19 protein-coding genes are annotated in these 21045 nt (G+C 70.8%); 11 read left to right on the top strand and 8 right to left on the bottom strand.

From position 1 onward, the window contains the following. Positions 1–307 precede the first annotated feature (307 nt). Positions 308–1129: a DUF2382 domain-containing protein gene (locus ACFYNP_RS25425; protein WP_388409029.1), complete on the top strand. Its 822-nt coding sequence runs from the start codon at positions 308–310 to the stop codon at positions 1127–1129. Positions 1130–1549: 420 nt separating this feature from the next. Here the strand turns inward: ACFYNP_RS25425 and ACFYNP_RS25420 are convergent, their stop codons facing one another. The 3 genes from ACFYNP_RS25420 to ACFYNP_RS25410 all read right to left on the bottom strand — a co-directional run bounded on the left by ACFYNP_RS25420 (position 1550) and on the right by ACFYNP_RS25410 (position 3318). Beyond that, positions 1550–2296 (bottom strand): class I SAM-dependent methyltransferase, encoded by a 747-nt coding sequence (locus ACFYNP_RS25420; protein ID WP_388409026.1) that lies wholly within the window; start codon positions 2294–2296, stop codon positions 1550–1552. 199 nt (positions 2297–2495) lie between these two features. Next, the gene (locus tag ACFYNP_RS25415) at positions 2496–2864 is read right to left on the bottom strand and encodes a PRC-barrel domain-containing protein (protein ID WP_388409022.1); all 369 of its coding nucleotides are present in this window, start codon (positions 2862–2864) and stop codon (positions 2496–2498) included. Positions 2865–3057: 193 nt separating this feature from the next. Continuing rightward, on the bottom strand, positions 3058–3318 hold the full coding sequence (locus ACFYNP_RS25410) for a hypothetical protein (protein WP_388409019.1): 261 nt from the start codon (positions 3316–3318) through the stop codon (positions 3058–3060). A 250-nt stretch (positions 3319–3568) separates the two neighbouring features. Here ACFYNP_RS25410 and ACFYNP_RS25405 point away from each other — a divergent pair, with 250 nt between their 5' ends. Further along, the gene (locus ACFYNP_RS25405; RefSeq protein ID WP_388788462.1) at positions 3569–4837 is read left to right on the top strand and encodes an ROK family protein; all 1269 of its coding nucleotides are present in this window, start codon (positions 3569–3571) and stop codon (positions 4835–4837) included. Positions 4838–5218: 381 nt separating this feature from the next. Further along, on the top strand, positions 5219–6352 hold the full coding sequence (locus tag ACFYNP_RS25400; RefSeq protein WP_388788459.1) for a BTAD domain-containing putative transcriptional regulator: 1134 nt from the start codon (positions 5219–5221) through the stop codon (positions 6350–6352). Between the two features lie 37 nt (positions 6353–6389). Here the strand turns inward: ACFYNP_RS25400 and ACFYNP_RS25395 are convergent, their stop codons facing one another. Further along, the gene (locus ACFYNP_RS25395; protein WP_388409010.1) at positions 6390–7058 is read right to left on the bottom strand and encodes a cutinase family protein; all 669 of its coding nucleotides are present in this window, start codon (positions 7056–7058) and stop codon (positions 6390–6392) included. Positions 7059–7274: 216 nt separating this feature from the next. On the opposite strand from ACFYNP_RS25395, the gene ACFYNP_RS25390 reads away from it, so the two are divergent. Continuing rightward, on the top strand, positions 7275–9740 hold the full coding sequence (locus ACFYNP_RS25390; RefSeq protein ID WP_388788457.1) for a penicillin acylase family protein: 2466 nt from the start codon (positions 7275–7277) through the stop codon (positions 9738–9740). 124 nt (positions 9741–9864) lie between these two features. Beyond that, on the top strand, positions 9865–10962 hold the full coding sequence (locus ACFYNP_RS25385) for an alpha/beta hydrolase (RefSeq protein WP_388788455.1): 1098 nt from the start codon (positions 9865–9867) through the stop codon (positions 10960–10962). A gap of 7 nt (positions 10963–10969) precedes the next feature. Here ACFYNP_RS25385 and ACFYNP_RS25380 read toward each other — a convergent pair whose 3' ends face one another. Beyond that, positions 10970–11638, bottom strand: a complete 669-nt coding sequence (locus ACFYNP_RS25380; RefSeq protein ID WP_388788452.1) for a TetR/AcrR family transcriptional regulator — start codon at positions 11636–11638, stop codon at positions 10970–10972. 96 nt (positions 11639–11734) lie between these two features. On the opposite strand from ACFYNP_RS25380, the gene ACFYNP_RS25375 reads away from it, so the two are divergent. Then, the gene (locus ACFYNP_RS25375) at positions 11735–12586 is read left to right on the top strand and encodes an alpha/beta fold hydrolase (protein WP_388788450.1); all 852 of its coding nucleotides are present in this window, start codon (positions 11735–11737) and stop codon (positions 12584–12586) included. Positions 12587–12614: 28 nt separating this feature from the next. Here the strand turns inward: ACFYNP_RS25375 and ACFYNP_RS25370 are convergent, their stop codons facing one another. Both ACFYNP_RS25370 and ACFYNP_RS25365 read right to left on the bottom strand, forming a co-directional pair. Continuing rightward, complete coding sequence (locus ACFYNP_RS25370; protein ID WP_388788447.1) at positions 12615–13547, bottom strand: endo-beta-N-acetylglucosaminidase H; 933 nt, start codon at positions 13545–13547, stop codon at positions 12615–12617. 170 nt (positions 13548–13717) lie between these two features. Beyond that, positions 13718–14557 (bottom strand): TioE family transcriptional regulator, encoded by an 840-nt coding sequence (locus ACFYNP_RS25365; RefSeq protein ID WP_388788445.1) that lies wholly within the window; start codon positions 14555–14557, stop codon positions 13718–13720. Between the two features lie 59 nt (positions 14558–14616). On the opposite strand from ACFYNP_RS25365, the gene ACFYNP_RS25360 reads away from it, so the two are divergent. From ACFYNP_RS25360 to ACFYNP_RS25340, 5 genes are all read left to right on the top strand, one after another. Then, entirely contained in the window at positions 14617–15843 is a 1227-nt protein-coding gene (locus ACFYNP_RS25360; protein WP_388788442.1) for an erythromycin esterase family protein, read from the top strand. 157 nt (positions 15844–16000) lie between these two features. Then, positions 16001–17365: an AMP-binding protein gene (locus ACFYNP_RS25355; RefSeq protein ID WP_388788440.1), complete on the top strand. Its 1365-nt coding sequence runs from the start codon at positions 16001–16003 to the stop codon at positions 17363–17365. 83 nt (positions 17366–17448) lie between these two features. Continuing rightward, positions 17449–17619, top strand: coding sequence for a hypothetical protein (locus tag ACFYNP_RS25350; protein ID WP_388408988.1), 171 nt, complete (start codon positions 17449–17451; stop codon positions 17617–17619). Between the two features lie 190 nt (positions 17620–17809). After that, positions 17810–19432, top strand: coding sequence for a phospholipase D-like domain-containing protein (locus ACFYNP_RS25345; RefSeq protein ID WP_388788437.1), 1623 nt, complete (start codon positions 17810–17812; stop codon positions 19430–19432). Between the two features lie 132 nt (positions 19433–19564). After that, entirely contained in the window at positions 19565–20257 is a 693-nt protein-coding gene (locus ACFYNP_RS25340; RefSeq protein WP_388788434.1) for a haloacid dehalogenase type II, read from the top strand. 80 nt (positions 20258–20337) lie between these two features. Here the strand turns inward: ACFYNP_RS25340 and ACFYNP_RS25335 are convergent, their stop codons facing one another. Next, entirely contained in the window at positions 20338–21021 is a 684-nt protein-coding gene (locus ACFYNP_RS25335; RefSeq protein WP_388788432.1) for a hypothetical protein, read from the bottom strand. Positions 21022–21045 lie beyond the last annotated feature (24 nt).

Genomic DNA, 21045 nt, shown 5'->3' with positions numbered 1-21045 from the left:
GATCATCGCACCGGGCGGGCGTCGTGACGGGGCCCGAGGGGCGTCGGCTCGTCTGGCATCACCGGGCGTCACGGTTCGCGTCCCGTGCGCAATGGGCGCGTTCACGCGGATGGCCTAATGCGCCCGGCCGCCCCGGACGGCTGCCGCCAGGCATGGGGGCGGGGGCGGTGGGCGGCGTGTGAGCCGTTGCGCGCGGTCGGTTGCGGTCGCCGGGGCGCGGGGGATGTGGCGGGGTTGTAGCGAGGGCCGGGGCTCCGTATGCGGATGCCGCCGTGCCCATCCCCCCGACAGGTCAGGAGTGATCCGCATGAGTACCGGTGACATGTTCAGCCGCCCCGAGGGTCTCAAGGGCTTGGTGGCTTACGACCCCGACGGAGAGAAGATCGGCGGGGTCGAACAGGTCTACCTGGCCGACGGCTCGGGCCGCCCGGAGTGGGTCACGGTCAAGACCGGCCTCTTCGGCACCAAGGAGTCGTTCGTGCCGCTGGCCGGTGCCCGCCGTGACGGCGACGCCCTGCACGTCGCGTACGCGAAGAGCGTGGTGAAGGACGCCCCGCGGCTGGACGCCGAGGAGCACCTCGACGCCGCGGCGGAGAGCGAGCTGTACCGCCACTACGGCGTCGACGGGTTCGGCAAGCACACCCCGGGTCCGGGTGGCGCCGCCGGCAGCGTCGACGTCCCCGGGAACGCCACGGGTACGGACGTCCACGCCCGGTTCGCCGGTGACGAGGACGCCCTGATCCGATCCGAGGAGCGGCTGCGGGTCGGTACCGAGAACGAAGAGGTCGGCCGGGCCCGACTGCGCAAGGTCGTCGTCACGGAGGACGTGACCACGACCGTCCCGGTCAGCCACGAGGAGGTCCGCGTGGTGCGCGAGCCGATCCGCGAGGGCGACCGCGCGCGTGTGGACATCGGTGAGGCGGAGACCGAGGTCACGCTGCACGCGGAACGCCCGGTCGTGCGCAAGGAGGCCGTGCCGGTGGAGCGGGTGCGCCTGGAGACGGAGAAGGTCACCGAGCAGAAGGAGGTGTCCGACACCGTCCGCAAGGAGGAGATCCGGTACGACGACGCCACCGGCAAGGACGAGAGCCGACGAGGCGAGGGCGGCCGGGGCGACCGGCGTCGCTGAAGGCGGCATCGCCCACGATGCGTGTAACGCGGTCTCCCTCCCCCCGCATGCCGGGGTGGAGGGAGACCGCGTTACGTGCACTCGGCGCGCTGACGGCCGTGACGGCCGGAGCCGCGACAGGCGCGAAGGGGTTCGCTCAAAGCTCAGCGGCGATGACGGTTGTGGTGTGGGCTGCGCCAGGTGAGGACGACTGCGAGGGCGACGGGCACGAGGATGAGCGTCGTGAACATCATGAAAGACGCGTGCCCGTGACGCCGCGCGCTACACGCGCTGTCACCCGTGCGGGACGGTCCGCTGCTGCAACCGCTCCCTTGTTCCACCTGGGTGGATCCCCGTTCCCGGCGCTCTGTCCGGGGTGAACGCACACGTTCGGGGGATCCGCCGGTTGCGCGCGAACAGCCGCCCCCCCGCGCCCTTGCCTCAGGCGCGGCAGCGCAGCATCTCGAAGGCCGGGTTGGCCCGGTAGTCCGCCCAGAACGCGTCCCCGTACGCCTCGATCCCCGCGGGCGACACCGTGGTCGGCACCCAGGTGAGCTCGCTGAAGCCCGCCTTGGTGAGTGCCGTCTCGAACACCTCGCGCCGAGCGAGGCCCGAGGTGAACGAGATCGGTACGCCCTCCAGCAGAGCGGTGGTCCGCACCCGGGGCCCGGTTTCGAACTCCTCACCCGTCAGCTCGGTGAGGAATCCGTACGGACGGGGCGACGGCCCGGAGAAGTCGTAGTCCGGCGTCTGGTGGAGCATGAAGAACTCGCCGCCGCTCTTGAGGCTTTCGTGGACACGACGACACAGAAGCTCGAACTGGTCGAGAGTCTCCGCATAGTTGAGCAGCATCACCGCGGTCGCCACGTCGAACGGCTGCTTCGCGGGCGGCAGGTCGGCCACATCGCCCACCTCGTACCGGACACCCAGCGGGTCCGCCCGCTCGATGCCCAGGGCGGCGGCGATCATCTCGCCGGAGACGTCGATGCCGAACACGTCCGCCGCACCGCGCCGTTTCACCTCACGGCTGTAGAAACCGGTGCCGCAGGCCAGGTCGATGACCTTCTTGCCGGTGACGTCCCCGACCAGGGCGAGGAAGCTCGGTGCCTCCACGTACCGGGCCAACGGCAGCGCCTTGAACCCCTCGAACGCCTCGCCGATCCCGTCGTACGTCTCCTGTGTGCTCACCGCACACTCCTCCCGTAGTGATGTCCTGGTTCGGACACCCGGCAGTCTCTCCATACGCGGCGGAAGGCCCGTACTGGCAGAAGCTCCAAAGATCGGGTGGGTCGGGGCGGGGGTCGCACGAACGAGGGGCGGCCACCCGGCATCCGGGTGGCCGCCCCTCACTGTGGTCTACGCCGGCCTTCGCTGTGGTCGGGGCCGGTCAGGCGGGCCTGCCGCCGAAGGGGGCTCCGGTGCCGTAGTAGGTGCCCAGTTCCTCGTTGTAACCGGAGTTCCCGAGGTGCTGGTCCCGGTCGAATTCGGGGGCGTTCTTGATCTGCTCCTTGGTGCGGTCCACGTAGATCTTCTGCTCGTCCGCGTCGATGCGTTCGATCGTTCCGGCGGGCAGGAGTACTTCCTTGCCGAAAATCCACGGGCCGGTGTCGACCACGATGTAGGCGGACCCCACCTCGTCCGAGTGCTTGTCGACCTTGCCGATGGAGCCGTCCGTCGCCTCGACCTTGTAGCCCGTCAGATCGGCACCGGCCAGGCGGCCGGACGTCTCGCGGTAACCCCAGATGCTGTCGGACATGAGAACAACTCCTTCATCAATTTCGTCAATCGCGCCATCGGCGGCCCGCTTTCCGCCTCCCGATTTCCGTCTCTCGCATTCGAGAGCCGAGAGGTGGATTCGGATCCGCTGACGCTCCGGGTGCCCACGAATATCCGTTCCACGCGGACGAGCTGCGCTTTCCGAGGAACGCCAACGGGAATCGGCCGGTGCCTCAACCCGTCGATTCGTGGGGGACGGGATGTTCGGGCCGTTTGCTTCCGGAGTGCGGGGCCCCACGACGGCCCGTGCCCGCCTCGTCGGTGTCCGGGATCTCGGGATCGGGCCGCTCGCTCCGGGTACCGGCCGCGGACCGGTCCGGAGCTTCCCAGGGATCACCGTCGGCGCCGGCCTGCTGGTCGGGCAGATCATGGGGTATCGGCTCGGGCAGGGGAGCCCCGGCGGCTCCCGGCCCTTCGGGCCTGCGGTCGCTCATGGCGAGGTACTCGCTTTCGGTCGGCGCTGTGTCGCGCTCCGCGTACCCCGCCGGGCGTGGGTGATTCCGCCCGGAAACGCCTTCCGGACGCGGCACTTGACGTACTGGGTACGTCGCCCGGCAGCGCGAGTGCCGTGCCGGGCGGACCGGCGTGGAGCACCTCGCGCATCTCGCGGAACTAACCTGGTCACCGGCAGGGCACTTCGACAGGGTTCGGTACGCGGCGGGACGCGCCGCGGGCGGGGGAGAGATGGCGGCGAAGTCGCGCGGCGGTGTGGTGGTTCGCGGGGTGGGCATGGGGGGCACGCCCCGGCCCAGCGACCGCGCGTCGATCCGGCGGACCAACCTCGGTCTGGTGCTGCGTCTGCTGCGCGACGCCGGTCCCCGCTCGCGCGCACAGATCGCGGCGGACACCGGCCTGCCGCGCCCCACCGTCACCAATCTGGTCGCCGAACTCGTGGAGCTGCGCCTGGTGCGCGAGGGAGACTCGCAGCGGGAGGGCGCCGTGGGGCGGCCGGGGGTGAGCGTCGAGATCGACGGCCGGACCATCTGCGGCCTCGGTCTGGAGATCAACGCCGACTACATCAGCACGGTGGCCCGGTCCCTGCGCGGTGACTGCGTCTTCGAACGCCGGATCCCGCTCGACGTCCGCGCCACCGGGCCCGAAGCGGTGCTGGACACGACAGCCGAGCTGATCCGCGAGGCCGACGCGGCCGTGAGCAGCGTCGACGCCCGGCTCGTGGGCGCCGCGCTGGGAGCGCCCGGCAACGTCGACATCGGCACCGGCCGCGTCCTCTACGCCCCGAACCTCGGCTGGCGGGACGTGCCGGCCCTGGCCGGACTGCGCGGACGCCTGGGCCCGGCCGCCCCGGTGCTGCACCTGGAGAACGACGCGAAGCTGGGCGCCATCGCCGAGTACGTGATCGCCTCGGCCGCCGGCATCCACGACCTCATCTCCATCACCGGCGACATCGGCGTCGGCGGCGGCATCATCAGCGGTGGCCGACTCATGCGCGGCGCCCGGGGCTTCGCCGGCGAGATCGGCCACATGCGGCTCGCCCCCGGCGGCCGGCTCTGCAACTGCGGCCGCCGAGGCTGCTGGGAGACCATGGTCGGCCTCGGCGCCCTGCTGCGCCACGCCGCCGACCCGGGTGACGCCGTCCATGACGCGTCCCTGGACGTCGCCACGCGCCTTGCCGAGCTGCGCGGGCGTGCGGAGGCCGGCGACCCCCGCACCCTGGCCGCGCTGGACCACATCGCCGACGGCCTCTGCCTCGGCATCGCGCTCCTGGCCGATGTGCTCAATCCACGCGCGGTCGTGCTCGGCGGCTATTTCCCGGTCTTCGCCGACCAGCTCCTGGACCGCGTACGCGAAGGCGTGGCGCGGCGGGTCATGGCCCCCGACTCGGGCGGCTGCGAGATCCTCCCCTCGCCCCTGGGTCTGGGCGCCGCGGCCCGCGGCGGAGCCCATCTCGCCCTCGACGCCGTGTACGAGGATCCGAGCGCGGCCGTCGTGTGAGGCACCAGGGCGCTGTCAGCACCGGGTTGGCCACCGGGGGAGCGCCATCCGGAACGTCGCGCGGGAGCCGGCGTGGCCGCCGCGCGCGAGCCGGCCGAAGACCTCGGCCTGAAGGCCCTCGGGAAGGCCGGGGCCGTCGCCGCTCACGCTCACGGACACCTCGGTGCGCTCGGCGGCGCGCGCGACCGTGACCGAAGTACCGGGCGGTGTGGGTAAGGGCGTTGAGGACCGAGCGGCTCCCGGACACCGCGGAACCCGCCTCCGGCCGGCCCCGGCCCCCGGCGAGCGGAACCGCCCCCGGATCATTCCGGATGCCGCGCCCGCCGTCGCCGCCACTAGCTTGACGACCGTCCGCCAGCGCGACGAGCCCGGGGAGCAGTGATGACGACGACCGCGACCACCGGCCGGCCAACGGCCTCCGACCTCGGGCAGCAGGAGCGCAAGGTGCTCCACGCGCTCGGCTGCGGACTGCGGGACGACGAGATCGCCGCCGCTCTCGCGATCCCCGAGGACTCGGTGGCCGGGCACGTGGCACGCGTCCTCGCCCGGCTCGGGCTGCGCGACCGCGCCGCCGCCATCGTGCACGCCTTCGACTGCGGGCTGGTCGTCCCCGGCCGCGGCCCCCGGACCTGGACGTCGAGCCCGGCACCGCGAGCCGTCGCGGGCCGGGCCGAGGTGCGTCAGGTGCGGATCTCGGTGCTCGGCCCGCTCCAGGCATCGCTGGACGGGCGGCTGCTGAACCTCGGGCACCTCCGCCAGCAGGCCGTTCTGGCGGCACTCGCGCTGGAGGCCGGGCGCACGGTCAGCCAGCGTGAACTGCTCGACGGCATATGGGAGGTGGAGCCTCCCCTCACCAATGTGATCCCGGTGTACGTCTACCGTCTGCGCAAGGTCCTGCGCACCGGGGACGACCCGGGCTCGGTGATCGAGCACAGGCACCGCGGCTACCGGCTGGTGCCCGGCGCGGTCGACGTGGACGTGACGCGGTGGGAGCGACTGCTCGCCGACATCACCCGGGCCGAACGCGCGGGCCGGGCTGCCGAGGTGCTGCGTGCCTGCTCCCGGGCGCTGGCCCTGTTCCGCGGCGAGCCGCTGGCCGGCCTGCCCGGGCCGCTCGCCGAACTGGAGCGGACGCGACTGAACGAGAGCCGGGTCGCCCTCCTGCAGCGCAAGCTGACCTGGCAACTGGGACTGGGCCAACACCAGCAGGCCATAGCGGAGTTGTACGCCCTCGCCGCCGCCCACCCCTTCAACGAGCCGGTGGCCGCGCTGCTGATGCGCGCCCTGTACCGGACCGGGCGGCAGGCCGACGCACTGACCGTCTTCGAGCGCGCGCGCCGCCGGCTGGCCGAAGACCTGGGAGTGGTGCCGAGCCGGATGCTGCGCCGCACGTACGAGATGATCCTGCACGGTGACGAGGCCGGCCTCACCGGACCCACCACGGGATCCACGTCCGGCGCCGTCGCGGCACTCGCGCCCGTGCCCGCCACGGGGACGCGCGCCGCGGCCGGCTGACGGGCCGCGGCGCGCGGTCGAGTCGGTCGAGGTGTTCCTATCCGGGGTACCAAGCGCCGTTGTACCACGTCTCGTTGGCGACGTCGTTGTGGTGATCCATGTCGAAGTCCGGCCAGTAGTTCTCGTTGTGGTTCTTCGGGTAGGTCCCGATGCCGGCGGACTCGTCGCAGATGTAGTCCCAGTAGCAGATCGTCTTGACCGGCACATTGCCGAAGTCCCGGTCGGCGCCCGAGAGCGGGGCGCCGATGACGCCGCCGAACGGCGTGGCACTGCCGTTGGTGCCGGGAGGGCCCTGCCGCTTCGGGTCCGCGAGGAGAATGGCGTTGACGTTGTCGAACGTCCTCCAGTTCTCGCTGACCCACACGTGCACCACCGCGGCCCCCATGGAGTAGCCGCCCATCTTGACGTGCTGCCACGGGCACGCGGCACGTTGCAGCCGGACCAGCCGGTTCAGTTCACCCACGCCCTGCCGGACGCTCGGGCCGCTGGGAACCTGACTGAAGTAGCTCACGTGCTGCTGGATGTTGCCGTGGAACCGGTCGTTGTCCCACGTGCTCCACGTACCCCCGACCACGATGGTGTACGTGCCGTCGCACGAGGCCGTGGCTCCCGCGGTGGCCGCCTGTGCGGTGGTGCCCTGGGCCGCGGAAAGCCCGGCCGTCAGCAGAAGCCCGGCTGCGGCGGCTGCGATCCTGTTGGCTCGCATTCGATCCTCCCCATGTTGGTGGCCCGTGCGTCCGCGTCGTCGCGACGCCGGACGCGGCGGACCAGGTCACCGGCACACTCGCAGCGCGGGATGACATCGCGATGAAACCTCCCGGCGCCAACTCCGGCCGCCCACCGCCTCCATCGCGATTTCATCGCCGCTTCCTACCGTGTGCGCGCCCGGACGTGGGTCCGGGCCACAGGGAAGGACGGCTCGATGGCGCGCAGGAGATTCAGAGCGAGGCTGCCGATGGCGGTCATGGCCGCGGTGGCGGTGATCAGCACCATGACGGCCGCGGGAGCGCCGGGTGCCACCCCACCGTCGGCCGCCGCACCGGGGCCGGACAAGCCCACCATCCGCTACACCGAGTACGGGATCCCGCACATCATCGCATCCAACTGGGAGGGCCTGGGCACGGGTTACGGGTACGCCGCGGCCAAGGACAACATCTGCACCCTGGCCGACACCTATCTCATGGTCGATGCCCAGCGGTCCCGCTACCTGGGGCCCGACGGCCGGGCGAGTCCCGGCGAGCAGCAGAACACCACGACCAACCTCAACAGCGACCTGTACTTCCAGCGCATCAACGACAACCACGTGGTGGAGCGGCTGCTCGACAGGCCCGCCCCCGACGGGCCGGAGCCGGAGGTCAAGGAAGCCATCCGCGGCTACGTCCAGGGGTACAACCGGTACCTGGCCGAGACCGGCGTGAACAACATCACCGACCCCGCCTGCCGCGGTGCGTCCTGGGTGCGGCCGATCACCGAGCTGGACGTCTACCGGCACGCGCACGCCGAGATCATCATGGGCAGCGCCGACGCGCTGCTGGACGGCGAGGTGAACGCCGTACCCCCGGGTGCCTCGGCCGCCGCGCCGCCGGCGTCCACGCCCGCCCAGACCGCCGAGAAGATCCGCGACGCCATGGCCGCGAGCCGCCGGCAGAGCATGGGCAGCAACGCGTTGGCGGTCGGATCACAGGGCGTGGCCGGGGGAGCGGGCAGCATCATGCTGGCCAATCCGCACTTCCCCTGGCAGGGCAAGAACCGCATGTGGCAGAGCCAGTTGACGATCCCGGGCAAGGTCAATGTCTCCGGCGGCAGTCTGCTCGGGTTCCCCGCGGTGAACATCGGGCACAACGACGACGTCGCCTGGAGCCACACCATCGCCACGGTGGCCCCGTTCGGGCTCTTTGACGTACAGGTGGACCCGCTGCACCCCACCAACTACCTGGTCGACGGCGCCTGGCAGCCGATGACCTCGCAACAGGTCGCCGTGGACGTGCTGAACAAGGACGGCTCGGTCGGCAAGGTCACCAGAACGCTGTGGTCCACCCGCTACGGTCCCATCACCTCGTCGATGCAGGGTGTCGCGCTTCCCTGGGTGGTGAGCGCGCACGCGGTGCGCGATGTCAACATGGACAACCTGCGGGCGCTCAACACCTGGTTCCACCTGGACCAGGCCACGGACGTGCACGACGTGGTGAACACGCTGGAGACCACCGAGGGCGTGCCGTTCTTCAACACCGTCGCCTCCGACCGCAAGGGCAACGCCCTGTACGCGGACATCCAGGCGACCCCGAACATCACCGACGAACACGCGCGGTCGTGCCTCACCGCGACCGGTCAACTGCTGTTCAACCAGGCGCTACGGCTGCCCAACGTGCCTCCGGTGTCCATCTTCGACGGCAAGCGCAGCGCGTGCGACTGGCCCGACGATCCGAACGCGGTCGCGCCGGGACTCCTCGATCCGCACAAGCAGCCGCGCCTGATCCGCTCCGACTTCGTGGGCAACGCCAACGACAGCGCCTGGCTCGCCAACCCCGAGCAGCCGCTCTCCTTCCCCCGGGTCATGGGCGACACGGCACAGCCCCGATCGCTGCGTACCCAGGAGCTGATCCTGACGGCGCAGAACCGGATCAACGGCACCGACGGACTGCCCGGCCGCGGCTTCACACCCGAGAACATGCGGCAGTTGCTGTTCGCCGACAACAGCCGAGCGGCCGATCTCGCCCTCGACGCCACGGTGTCGATGTGCCGGAGCCAGCCCTTCGGACTCGTCCTCGTGGACGGCAACCTCGTCAACGTGAGCGAGGCGTGCCCGGTCCTGGACGCCTGGAAGGACCACAACTACGCGGCGGACAGCCGGGGTTCGGTGCTCTTCGAGAACTACTGGGCCAACCTGCTCGGTGGGCAGGCGAACGAGAAGCTGCCCTGGCGCGTGCCCTTCGACCCCAAGGACCCGGTGCACACGCCCAATTCACTGGACCCCGGGAGCTCGGCGGTCCGCGACGCGTTCGGCCGGGCGGTCCTCGCCATGCGCAGGGCGGGTGTGCCGCTGAACGCGCCTCTGTCGGACGTTCTGAAGATCACGCGCGGCGCCGAGCAGATCCCGATCCACGGCGGGATCAGTGAACTGGGTGTGCTGGACGTGGTCACTCCCGGCCAGGTCGACGGCAAACTGGACATCACCTTCGGGTCCAGCTTCATCCAGCAGGTGAGGTTCACCGCCGACGGGCCGCCGCAGGCCGCCTCGGTGCTGACCTACTCCCAGTCGGCCAACCCGAACTCGCCGCACTACGCGGACCAGACCAAGCTGTTCTCGGCCGGCCAATGGGTCACCGAGCGCTACACCGAGGACCAGATCGCGGCCTCGCCCGTACTGGAGACCAAGGTCCTGGACTGATCCGGAGTGCCCGTACGCCGGGGACATCCGGCCAGTACCGGGAGGCCGTTTCATCGGGACGTCATCGCGTTCCGATAGGTTTCCGTGCCGCACAACGAGACGGCTCACAAGGGGGCATGCTGCAATGCGGAGTACGAGTCGATGGCGAATAGTGGTGGCCCTGATGGCCGCCATGGTGGGAATGGTCCTGCCGGCCGGAGCGGCCCAGGCCGCCACCACCGGACCGGCCGGGACCACGGCCACCACGCCGCCACCGCTGACGAACGGGTTCGGGCTGACCCAGGTCGACACCCCGGGGGGAAGTTCCACCAACTTCTTCATCACGGTGACCACGCCCGAGGTCGCGGGCAAGCACCACATCAAGATCATCCTGCCGAGCGGCTACTACGACGACCCCGCCCGGCGTTACCCCGTGCTGTACTTCCTGCACGGTTCGCCCGACGATCCCGTCGCACAGAACTATCCGGCGCTGACCACCTCGAACTCGATGATCACCGTCATCCCGGACGGCGGCGCCCGGGGCTGGTATGCCAACTGGCTCAACCAGAACACCCCGGCCGGTGCCCAGAACTGGGAGAACTTCCACATCAAGCAGGTGATCCCGTTCATCGACGCCAACCTGCGCACCATCGCCACCAAGAAGGCGAGGGCCGTGGCCGGGGTCTCCATGGGCGGTTTCGGAGCGCTGCACTACGCCCAGGACCACCCGGAGTTGTTCAGCCAGACCGCGTCCCTCTCGGGTGACATCGACCTGTCGGTCAACTCCATGGATCTGCGCCTGGCCGTGGTCGCTTCGCTCATCGACGCGCAGGGCGTGGTCTGCGGCTCGTCGTCGGGTGTCTGCGACCCCAACAACGACCCGTACAAGCCGGCTGTGGACAGCGACGCCGCGTTCGGCTCGCCCTACCCCGTCTTCAACGCCGACTGGCGGTGGAACGAGGTGGACCCGTCCCAGCACATGGACAAACTCGCCGGCGTCGGTATCTCCATCTACGTCGGCAACGGGCGCGGCTCGGCCGTCGAGCCGGAGTTCTGGCTCGAAAGCGCGTCGAAGCACGTCAAGGACCGCATGGACGCCCTGGGCATGCCGTACTACTACGTCGACTACGGCGACGGCGCCGCCTGGGGCAGCCAGTGCAACGGCGGCCACAACGGTGGGTGCTGGGAGCAGGACCTGCGCGACCTGATCCCGCGTCTGGAGAAGGCCTTCGCCGCTGCCTGACGCCGGGTCAGCAAGCGGAGCCGGTCCCGGGGCCGCCATGTCCCGTGCGGCGGGCGCCGGTTGAGGGATCGAACCCTGCCAGGGTCATGCGCAGGGTTTCGATCCACCAACCGAGCAGGCGGTCCCGCGCGGAGGCGTCGAGCCCGACGCTCCGGCGGAACTCGTCGCCGAACAACGGCTCGGTCGCCACGGCTTGGTGCAGTGCGGCCAGCGTGAGCTGGATCGCTCCGCGCGAAGGCGGCGTCCGGCCGGTCACCGCACAGGTGGCCACGGCCTGGGCGTGCAGCCGGCCCACGGCCTCGTCGAGCAGTCCGCTGCCGGTGTCCCGCCATCCCAACTGCCGCAGCGCGAGCGCCAGTTCGGCGTAGCCGTCGGCGTAGAGCGCGACCAGGACACGGACGAGCCCGGCGGGATCGGCCGCCTCGTCCTCGCTCCACCCGTCGAGGGCGGCGCGCAGCTCGGTCTTCAGCTTCGCCCCGCCGAAGCGCAGCAACGCCGTCAGGAGTTGCTCGCGGGTGCCGAAGTGGTGGTTGACCGCGGCGTCGGACACGCCGACCTCGGCAGCCACCGCCCGTACCTGCACGGCCCCCGGGCCGCCGGCGGCAAGCAGCTTGGCCGCCGCCTCCAGGATCTGGCGCCTGGCCTCATCGGGTGTCCGTCGGACGCGCGTAGCCATCCGCACACCTTACCTTGACCAGCCAAGGCAAGCGCCTTACCTTGGAGTGTCAAGGTAAGGGGTGCGCGGATGGGCGAACAGACCACGGTTCCTTCGATGACGGACCTGGCGGCAGCACTGGGGGTCCGGATCCGCGACCCCGAGCCGCCGTCCGAGTTCTTCCCTTACCGCGCGGGCTGCCGACTGCACGCCTACGACTGGGGCGGGACGGGCCCGGACGTGCTCCTGCTGCACGGTGGCGGACTGACCTCGCACACCTGGGACTTCGTCTGTCTCGGGCTGCGTGGCGCCGCCCGGCTCGTCGCCCTCGACCTGCGCGGGCACGGCGACAGCGACTGGTCCGAGGACTACCGGATCGCGACGATGGCCGAGGACGTCATCGCCGCGGCCGACCACCTCGGCCTCCCCCGGGTGTGTCTGGTCGGCATGTCGCTCGGCGGCGTGGTCGCCGCCCACGTCGCCGACACACATCCCGATCGGGTCGAACGCCTCGCGCTGGTCGACGTCGCACCCGGCGTCGACTTCGAAAGCACCGCCCGGTCACGGGAGTTCATGGCCGGGCTCGGCCCGGTCGCCGAACTCGACGCGGTGGTGGACGCCGCGCTGCGGGTCAACCCGCGGGCGCACCGCGCGACCGTCGCCTATCGCATGAGCACCCTGTTCCGGCGAGGGCCGGACGGCGAGTGGGTGCCGAAGAACGACCCGCGGCCGCCGGACTTCCCCGCCATCCTCGCCGCCATCGACCAACTGGTGCTGCGGCTCGGCAAGGTGGCGGTGCTCCTCGTACGAGGAGGGCGCAGCCGGGTGCTTCCACAGTCCGCCGCCGAGCGCCTGGTGGGGCGCCTGCCGGACGGCGGACTCGTGGTGGTCCCGGACGCGGGCCACAACGTGCAGGAGGACAACCCGGCCGCGCTGATCGCCGCGCTGCGGACGTTCCTGGCCCGATGACCCGCCGGGACTCCGGTCCGGCGTGGGTCTACGGGGTATATACGGCGTCGCTTCCGTACAACTCCTTGGTGATGCCGGACAGGTAGGTGTGCCGGTCGGTGCCGTCCAGGTTGTAGGTGAGGTACACGCCGTAGCCCTCACCGACCGTGCGCTTCGCGAGGCCGGCCGCCGTGCTCGATGACGTCGCCGCGAAATCGATGGCCGCCGGCGACAGGGCGGACTTCGGCAGGGCGATGCCCGGGACGCCCCACGTGCCGTAGTAGGGGTTCCAGGCGTAGTTGAACTTGGAGGAGACGTTCACACCACCGTAGGAGAGGCGTGAGGCGGCGGGGCCGATGTTGTACAGGGAGATGAGCTTGTCGGGCATGTTGGCGCGCAGCGCGGAGACCAGGTGGACGAACGAGCTGCTGTTGGGCTGGCCGGTGCCGTTGTTGCCGTATTCGGCGTACTCGTCGTCGAAGTCGATGCCGTCCAGGCCGTACTTGGCGACCGCGTCGGACAGCTGCTTGGCGAAGGTGGTGGCCGACGCCTTGGAGGGGAAGTTGGCGAAGCCGGCGCCCTGATGGTTGCCGAGTACCGACAGCATGACCTTGATGCCCTTGGCCTGGAGCGGGCGTATCTGGGTCTGGGCGTTGTCCAGGACCCGCTGCACGTTGTCGTTGAAGTACAGATACGCCGACTTCTTGCTCGTGTCGTAGTTGATGTTCGCCGCGAAGACGACCGCGACGTCGAAGACGTTGCCGCCGCCGTTGGCCAGCGTGTACTTGCCCACGTTGAGCATGCTCTCGTTGTTCACCTCGATGTAGGCCACCGAGGTCGGACCCTTCTTGGCCGTCGCCGAGGGCGCGGGGGTGGTCACCGGCGCCGCCCGGGTGGTCGCCGTCGCGCCGCCCACCAGGGCCGCGGCGGCCAGAAGTGCGAGGGCGGCGGTCCGTACTCCGCTCCGGTCGAAGATGCGCATGGTTCATCAGCTCCCTGTCACATGGACTTGCCTCATGAGCGCCTGGGTCGAACCAGCGATTGGTTGAACCAGCGACGGGAGCCTGCCACACCGGATGCGACACGGATAGGGTGCCTCCGCTGCTCGCGGACCTACATCGGCGGACTCACCTCCGGCGATCGGCGGGAGGCTCAAGCGCGTTCGCGCAGGTACGCCTCCAACTCGGCGGCTCCGGCCAGCAGCGACCGCCCGCGATCGGAGAGCCGGCCGTGCCATGCGTGCAGGGTGGCCGTCAGCGGTTCGAGCCCGCCGGCCTCCCGCACCTGCGTGATGAGCGGGGCGATCTGCTCCAACAGATAACCGCCGCGCCGGAGTTGATGGACCAGGCGGACGTCGCGTACGGCCGCCTCGCCGTAACGCCGGTACCCGGTCAGCGGTTCGCGGTCCGGCTGCACGAGCCCGGCGCGTTCCCACTTGCGCAGCGTCGCGGGCCGGATCCCCAGCGACTCCGCCAGCGGCCCGATGAACGTGGTCCCGAGCCCGGATCCGTCGCTCGCGCCGGGTACCGGGGCCGCCCCGTACGCCGTGGTGGCCCCGGACACCGGGACCGGCCGTGACACCGGGACCGGCCGGAACGGTGAGGGCGGTCCGGGGGCCGAGGGCGGCCCGGACTCCGCCGTGGGCTCCAGGCCGCGCAGGGCGTGCTCCACCGCCTGAAGGGTCCTTCGGTCGTCGAGGAGCCGGCCGTGACTCTCGTCGATCAGCCGGAACGCCTCCTCTGGAGCACCTTCGTTGACCGCCCGCATGATCGACGCCGCCGTCCGGTGACCGTGGCCGGGCAGCAGGGCGAGAAAGGCCCGCAGCGCCTGCGCGTGCAGCGGCGTATAGGAGCGGTAGCCGTTCGGCGCGCGCTCGGCGGCCGGGAGGATGCCGGCCTCCTCGTAGTTTCTGACGGCCTGGGTGGACAGACCGTGCCCGCGCGCCAGATCGACCGGCCTGAGCCGAGGACCGCTTTGAAGGTTTCGCCGCATAGTCCCGCCCGGAATTGCCGACAAGTTTCAACCGAAAGTTCAACGATACCGTTGAAGCCATGGCTACCGACATCAAGAGCGGACTCAAGGACTGTGTCCAGGCGGTGGAGGCCCGCGCCGTCATGGGAATGCTCCCGGCCCGGCCGCGGCTGCTCGCCCTCGGCGAGCCCACCCATGCCGAGGACACCCTGCTCGACCTGCGCAACGACCTCTTCCGGCAACTTGTAGAGGAGGGCTACCGGACCATCGCCATCGAGAGCGACTGCGTGATGGGCCTGGTCGTGGACGACTACGTGACCACGGGGGAGGGCACGCTCGACGACGTCATGTCCCGTGGCTTCAGCCATCCCGACATCGGGCTCGGCACCTCCGAGGCCAATCGCGAGCTCGTGCGCTGGATGCGTGCCTACAACGAAGGCCGGCCCGCAGCGGAGCAACTCCGCTTCGCCGGGTTCGACGGCCCCCTTGAGATGGCCGCGGCCGCCAGTCCCCGTGGCGCCCTCACCGCACTCCACGGCTGCCTCTCCACCCAACTGGGCGCGGACCTCCTTCCCTGCACCGAGCAGACACTCGACCATCTGCTCGGCTCCGACGACCGCTGGACCGCGCCCGCTGCCATGTTCGACCCGGCTCGGTCCGTCGGACGGTCCGCCGAAGCGCGCGAGCTGCGACTCATCGCCGACGATCTCTCGGCGCTGCTCGACTCGCACACACCGCGGCTGATCACGCAGACCTCGTGGGACGGCTGGGACCGGGCCCGTCTGTACGCGCGCACCGCGACCGGCCTGCTGCGCTATCACTTCTGGATGGCCGACACCTCGCCGCACCGCATGACGTGGCTGGTGAGCCTGCGTGACCGGATGATGGCCGACAATCTGCTGGCCCTCGCCGAACGCGGCCCGGCGATGGTCCACGCCCACAACGGCCATCTCCAGCGGAACAGGAGCACCATGTGGATGAGCGGCCTGCCGGTGGAGTGGTGGAGTGCCGGCGCGCTCGTGAGTGCCCGGCTGGGCGAGGAGTACGCCTTCCTGGCCACGGCCCTGGGCACGCTCAGGCACCGGGGGGTGGACGTGCCGCCCCCGGACACGGTCGAAGGCCTGCTGTACGCGCTCCCGGGAGAGCGGCACCTCGTCGACGCGCCCCGCCTCGCCACCGCCCTCGGCGTCACGCCACCTGCCCCCAGGGTCTCCCCGTACTACGGCTACGCCTCACTCGACCCGGCACAGCTGGCCGCGAGCGACGGGATCGTGTTCATCAAGGATGTGCCGTCGACCGAGCGCTGATCGCCCGTTCCCGCTGCTCGGCGGTGCTGCTTGGACTTTCTGCCGACGGCCTCGCGCGTCCCTGGTCGGGAAAGCGCATTGAGTGCCGGCGCGTTGCGGGGTTGGATTGCGGGCCGGAGCGGAGAGGTCCTTCTCCGACGTGTCGAAGGGGGCGGACATGCTCAAGGGTTGTGTGCCTTGGCCCGAGGGCTTCGTCGACCGCTACTGGGCGGCGGGGTACTGGCGCGGCTACACGCTCGACAGCCTGCTGCGCGACTGGGCTCTGGAGTACGGGCCGCGCACCGCGCTCGTGCACGGTGACACCCGCCTGTCCTACGCGCATCTGAACCGGCGGGTGGACCGCATGGCAGCGGCGTTCCGGCTGCGGGGCCTGCGGCCCGGACAGCGGGTCGTGGTGCAGCTCCCGAACGTGCCGGAGTACGTGATCACGGTGTTCGCGCTGATGCGCGCCGGAGTGGTCCCCGTGTACTGCCCGCTCTCGTACCGCACACCCGAGGTGCCGCACATCGTGCGGGTCACCCAGGCGGTCGGCTACGTCGGCCCCGCGACGCACCAGGGCTTCGACCACACCGCGATGGCGGCCGGCATCGCGGCCCAATGGCCCTTCCTGCGCAGGGTGTTCACCTTCGATGAGCCCGGCGCCTCGTCCCCGTACGGGGGTCTCACGACCGACCCCGCGGGCTGCCAGTACTCACCGCTCGGCGCCCTGGACTCCCCGCCCGGTCCGGCACTCGCGCTCAGCGCCGACGAGGTGGCGTTCTTCGAACCGGCCGACGTGGACGGCGAGTTGCCCCGGCTGGTGCCGCGCACGCACAACGACTACGCCTACCAGGCGCGGGCCGCAGCCGAGTTGGTGGGGCTGACCGCGGACGATGTGTATCTGGCCGCGCTGCCCACCGGGTCCGGCCTCGCGTTCGGCGGCCCCGGCATCGTCGGAACGCTCTCCCGCGGTGGCACCGTGGTCCTGGTCGACGGCCAGGACCCCTCAGCGTGGCTCTCGGCCATCGAGCGCGAGCGGGTCACGATCACCGCGCTCCCCTCCGGATCCGCCCACCGCTGGGCCGACGTGCTCCTCACCACCCAGGCCGACTTGGGCTCGCTGCGCCTCGTGCAGATCTGTGGCGAGCTCCTGCCGCGGGAGACCGCGGAGCGGCTGGGCGCCGCGTTGGGGTGTCGACCGCGACCGGTCTTCGCCCTGGCCGAGGGGCTGCTCCTGATGACCCGGCCGGATGATCCGGTCGAGACCCTCCTCACCACGCACGGCCGTCCGCTCTCGCCCGACGACGAGATCCGCATCGTCGACGCCGACGGCAAGGACGTGCCCGAGGGCGAGCCGGGGGAGCTGCTCGCACGCGGGCCAAGCACCGCGCGAGGCCACTACCGCGAGCCCGAACGGAACGCGCTCTCGTTCACGGCCGAGGGCTACGTCCGCAGCGGTGTGCTCGCCCGGTGCGACCCGGAGGGAAACGTGGTGGTGAGCGCCCCGCTCGCCGGGTCCCGGAGCGCCCGCCACGATCACTAGGGAATACCGACCGTGTTTGCCGAGCCGTATTTCGGTTACCTGACGTAGTGAAAGGCCGTCAGTACCCGACGGAAGGCAAGGACATGATCCTCGTTACGATGCTCATCCTCGTCGCGGTTTTCGCACCCCTGACCGTGCTCGCGCTCGCCCCCAAGGCGCCCGCGCGTCGCAACCCCCTTCCCCGTGGCCGGTTCGCCCGTCGGCGTCTGCCCGTCGTGCCCCCGCAGCCCGGCGGCCGCCGGCACGCCCGCTGACGCCCTGACCTCGTAGGGCCAACGGGATTCCCACGGGCCGGGCCGCACGATCTGCCGGACAACGACTGGTTGGTGGCTGGATCGTGCGGTCTCGGACGCTCGCTCCCGTCATGAGCTGATACCTTCCGCGAGTTGATCTTGCTGGCCGCCGGACGTGGCGGCCGGGTAACCGCGAACAAGGAATCCCGCATTGGCTCGTCATCCGCGCAAGCGCCGGTCCGCTCTCGTCCTGCGCACCGCTGTCCCGACCCTGGTGGCCGTGCTGCTGCCGGTGGCCCCCGCATCGGCGGATGCGGGGGCCGCGTCGGCCACCCCGCATCTGGACGCCATCGAGCAGACCCTCCGTCAGGTCTCCCCGGGCCTCGAAGGGCGGGTGTGGGAGCGCACCGCGGGAAACACCCTCGACGCGTCGACGCCCGGCGGTGGCGACTGGCTGCTCCAGACCCCGGGGTGCTGGGGTGACGCCACGTGTGCCGACCGGCCCGGAACCCGGCGCCTCCTCGCCAAGATGACGGAGAACATCTCCCGGGCGACCGAAAGCGTCGACATATCCACCCTGGCGCCGTTTCCCAACGGGGCGTTCCAGGACGCTGTGGTGAGCGGCCTCAAGGCTTCCGTCGCGTCCGGCCACCAGCCCAAGGTGCGCATCCTGGTGGGCGCCGCGCCGATCTACCATCTCAACGTCGTACCGTCGAAGTACCGCGACGAACTCGTCGACAAGCTCGGCAAGGACGCCGCGCAGGTCACCCTCAACGTCGCTTCGATGACGACCTCCAAGACCGCCTTCTCCTGGAACCACTCCAAGCTGCTCGTGGTCGACGGCCGTTCGGTCATCACCGGTGGCATCAACGACTGGAAGGACGACTACCTCGACACCACCCACCCGGTCAGCGACGTCGACCTGGCCCTGAGCGGTCCGGCCGCCGCCTCGGCCGGCAAGTACCTGAACGAGCTGTGGTCCTGGACCTGCCGGAACAAGAGCAACATCGCCAGTGTCTGGTTCGCCTCCTCCAACGGGGCCGGCTGCATGCCGACCCTGGAACCGGCGGCCCCGGCCGAGGCGCCCGGGGGCGATGTGCCGGTGATCGCCGTCGGCGGGCTCGGCGTCGGCATCCAGCGCGACGATCCCGCCTCGCGGTTCCGCCCCACACTGCCCACCGCGCCGGACACGAAGTGCGTCGTCGGACTGCACGACAACACCAACGCCGACCGCGACTACGACACGGTCAACCCGGAGGAGAGCGCCCTGCGGGCACTGATCTCCAGCGCGGACCGGCACATCGAGATCTCCCAGCAGGACCTCAACGCGACCTGCCCGCCGCTGCCGCGCTACGACATCCGCGTGTACGACGCGCTCGCCGCCAAGCTGGCCGCCGGCGTCAAGGTCCGTATCGTCGTCAGCGACCCCGCCAACCGGGGTGCCGTGGGCAGCGGCGGATACTCGCAGATCAAGTCGCTCGCCGAGATCAGCGACACCCTCCGTGACCGGCTCGCCCTGCGCACCGGTGACCGGGCATCGGCACGCACCGCCATGTGCTCGAACCTCCAGTTGGCGACGGCACGGAGCTCCGGGAGCCCGAAGTGGGCGGACGGCCATCCCTACGCCCAGCACCACAAGCTGGTCTCCGTGGACGGCTCCGCGTTCTACATCGGATCGAAGAACCTCTACCCCGCCTGGCTCCAGGACTTCGGGTACGTGGTCGAGAGCCCCGCGGCCGCCCAGCAGTTGGACAGTCAACTGCTGGCTCCGCAGTGGCAGTTCTCGCGCGACACCGCGACCGTCGACTACGAGCGCGGAATCTGCCAGGGGTGACCTTCGCGGGGGAGGCGGCGCATCGGTGACGGCCGTGATCGTCAACTCCCCTTTCCCGGTTGCCGATTGCGCGGTCGCGTGTCAGGGTTCCGGTGATGTGCAGCCCTGATGTCGCGCGAGCCGGGAGGATGGATGGCCGAGGACCGTGCCATCGACGTCGTGGTCTTCGACGTACTGGGCACCATGGTCGACGAACCGGGCGGACTGCGGGCGGCCGTGCGCGAAGCGGTGCCCGACGCCGACGAGACGACCGTGAGCGGCCTTGTCGCCGTGTGGCAGGACCACGTCGAGGACGCGCAGCGATCCATCGAGAAGGGCGGCCGGCCCTACGCCAACTCCGAGACGGTGGACCGCGAGGCGGCCGAGCGGGTGGCGGACCGGGCCGGGCTCACCGACCGCAAGGCCATCGAGCGCCTGGCCACGGCCGCCCAGCGGCTCGCCCCCTGGGACGATTCCCTCACGGGCCTGGCCCGGCTCGCGCGGCGCTTTGCGGTCCTGGGGCTCTCCAACGCCGGCCGCAGGACGCTGCTCCGGCTCAACGCCCATGCGGACCTGCGGTGGCATCTGGCTCTGTCGGCCGAGGACGCCCGTGCGTACAAGCCCGCGCCGGACGTCTACCGGCTCGCCCTCGACGCGGCGGGCTGCCCGGCGGAGCGCGTCCTGATGGTCGCCGCCCACGCCTGGGACCTGCGGGGCGCTCAGGCGGTGGGCATGCGCACCGCCCATGTGCGCCGCCCGGTCGGCGATCCTCCGCGTACCTCCGACACCTTCGACTGGCACGTGGACGGTCTCGCCGAACTGGACACCGTACTGACGTCGACGTAAGGGGTCGGCAGAGCTCCGAGGAGTCGTGGAGGCGCGCCGTCGACGGTCGCGGAGCGGCCGCGGCCGCTCCGCGGCGGGCATCAGAACGCGGGCAGGGCCGGTGGGGACTGCGGGGTGATCACATTGCCGCCGCGCACGGTGGGCAGCGCCCGGATGTGACCGGCGGGAGTGGTCGTGCCAGGGGCGAACAGGTCCACCTGGCGGTCCAGTTCGTACCGGTTGTCGACGGGTGGGAACTGGGTCATGCCGGTGCACGACAGGCTGAGCGGGGTGCGGGATTCCAGTGTGAGAGTCGGCTCGTCGCGCCGCTCGACGCTGACGGTCACGACGATGACGTCGTGCTCGGTGAAGCGCGGCGGGGTGGCCGACAGCAGCCGCAGACTGCTCTGGGCGTGCGTGTCGGCGTCCTTGAGGGCGATGGTGACCTTGAGCTCCCGGTCCGGCGACGTTCCTTCCAGATGGAAGTCGGTGGTGCGGAGCAGCACGCTCCTGGCCGGGCTCCGCTGCGGGTCGACTTCCGTCCGCTGCTTGATGCCACCCGCGAGATTGACTTTGATGACTTCGTCGTTCAGCTCGATGACGCTGTTGGCGCCCGTCATGTTCGACGGGATCTCGGCACCGACGGCCGGCATCTCCGCCGAGGAGTTCGCGGTCGTCCGGTGCGGGGCGGCCGTGGCGGGGGAGGTGCCCGTGCCGAGTGCGGGGGCGGCGATCAGGACCGCAGTGGCCGCTACGGCCAGACGCGCGGAGGGAGCTCGTTTCATGCCGGGTGAACGATTGTGAGTCGC

The sequence above is a fragment of the Streptomyces sp. NPDC006691 genome (assembly GCF_042869955.1).
Lineage (GTDB): Bacteria > Actinomycetota > Actinomycetes > Streptomycetales > Streptomycetaceae > Streptomyces.
This window is presented reverse-complemented; position numbering and strand designations above follow the sequence as displayed.

Excerpts from the sequence above, each read along its gene's own strand:
- ACFYNP_RS25425 (WP_388409029.1), top strand. The coding sequence starts at position 308 with ATGAGTACCGGTGACATGTTCAGCCGCCCCGAGGGTCTCAAGGGCTTG.
- ACFYNP_RS25415 (WP_388409022.1), bottom strand. The coding sequence starts at position 2,864 with ATGTCCGACAGCATCTGGGGTTACCGCGAGACGTCCGGCCGCCTGGCC.
- ACFYNP_RS25410 (WP_388409019.1), bottom strand. The coding sequence starts at position 3,318 with ATGAGCGACCGCAGGCCCGAAGGGCCGGGAGCCGCCGGGGCTCCCCTG.
- ACFYNP_RS25405 (WP_388788462.1), top strand. The coding sequence starts at position 3,569 with ATGGCGGCGAAGTCGCGCGGCGGTGTGGTGGTTCGCGGGGTGGGCATG.
- ACFYNP_RS25400 (WP_388788459.1), top strand. The coding sequence starts at position 5,219 with ATGACGACGACCGCGACCACCGGCCGGCCAACGGCCTCCGACCTCGGG.
- ACFYNP_RS25395 (WP_388409010.1), bottom strand. The coding sequence starts at position 7,058 with ATGCGAGCCAACAGGATCGCAGCCGCCGCAGCCGGGCTTCTGCTGACG.
- ACFYNP_RS25390 (WP_388788457.1), top strand. The coding sequence starts at position 7,275 with ATGGCGCGCAGGAGATTCAGAGCGAGGCTGCCGATGGCGGTCATGGCC.
- ACFYNP_RS25385 (WP_388788455.1), top strand. The coding sequence starts at position 9,865 with ATGCGGAGTACGAGTCGATGGCGAATAGTGGTGGCCCTGATGGCCGCC.
- ACFYNP_RS25380 (WP_388788452.1), bottom strand. The coding sequence starts at position 11,638 with ATGGCTACGCGCGTCCGACGGACACCCGATGAGGCCAGGCGCCAGATC.
- ACFYNP_RS25375 (WP_388788450.1), top strand. The coding sequence starts at position 11,735 with ATGACGGACCTGGCGGCAGCACTGGGGGTCCGGATCCGCGACCCCGAG.
- ACFYNP_RS25370 (WP_388788447.1), bottom strand. The coding sequence starts at position 13,547 with ATGCGCATCTTCGACCGGAGCGGAGTACGGACCGCCGCCCTCGCACTT.
- ACFYNP_RS25365 (WP_388788445.1), bottom strand. The coding sequence starts at position 14,557 with ATGCGGCGAAACCTTCAAAGCGGTCCTCGGCTCAGGCCGGTCGATCTG.
- ACFYNP_RS25360 (WP_388788442.1), top strand. The coding sequence starts at position 14,617 with ATGGCTACCGACATCAAGAGCGGACTCAAGGACTGTGTCCAGGCGGTG.
- ACFYNP_RS25355 (WP_388788440.1), top strand. The coding sequence starts at position 16,001 with ATGCTCAAGGGTTGTGTGCCTTGGCCCGAGGGCTTCGTCGACCGCTAC.
- ACFYNP_RS25350 (WP_388408988.1), top strand. The coding sequence starts at position 17,449 with ATGATCCTCGTTACGATGCTCATCCTCGTCGCGGTTTTCGCACCCCTG.
- ACFYNP_RS25340 (WP_388788434.1), top strand. The coding sequence starts at position 19,565 with ATGGCCGAGGACCGTGCCATCGACGTCGTGGTCTTCGACGTACTGGGC.
- ACFYNP_RS25335 (WP_388788432.1), bottom strand. The coding sequence starts at position 21,021 with ATGAAACGAGCTCCCTCCGCGCGTCTGGCCGTAGCGGCCACTGCGGTC.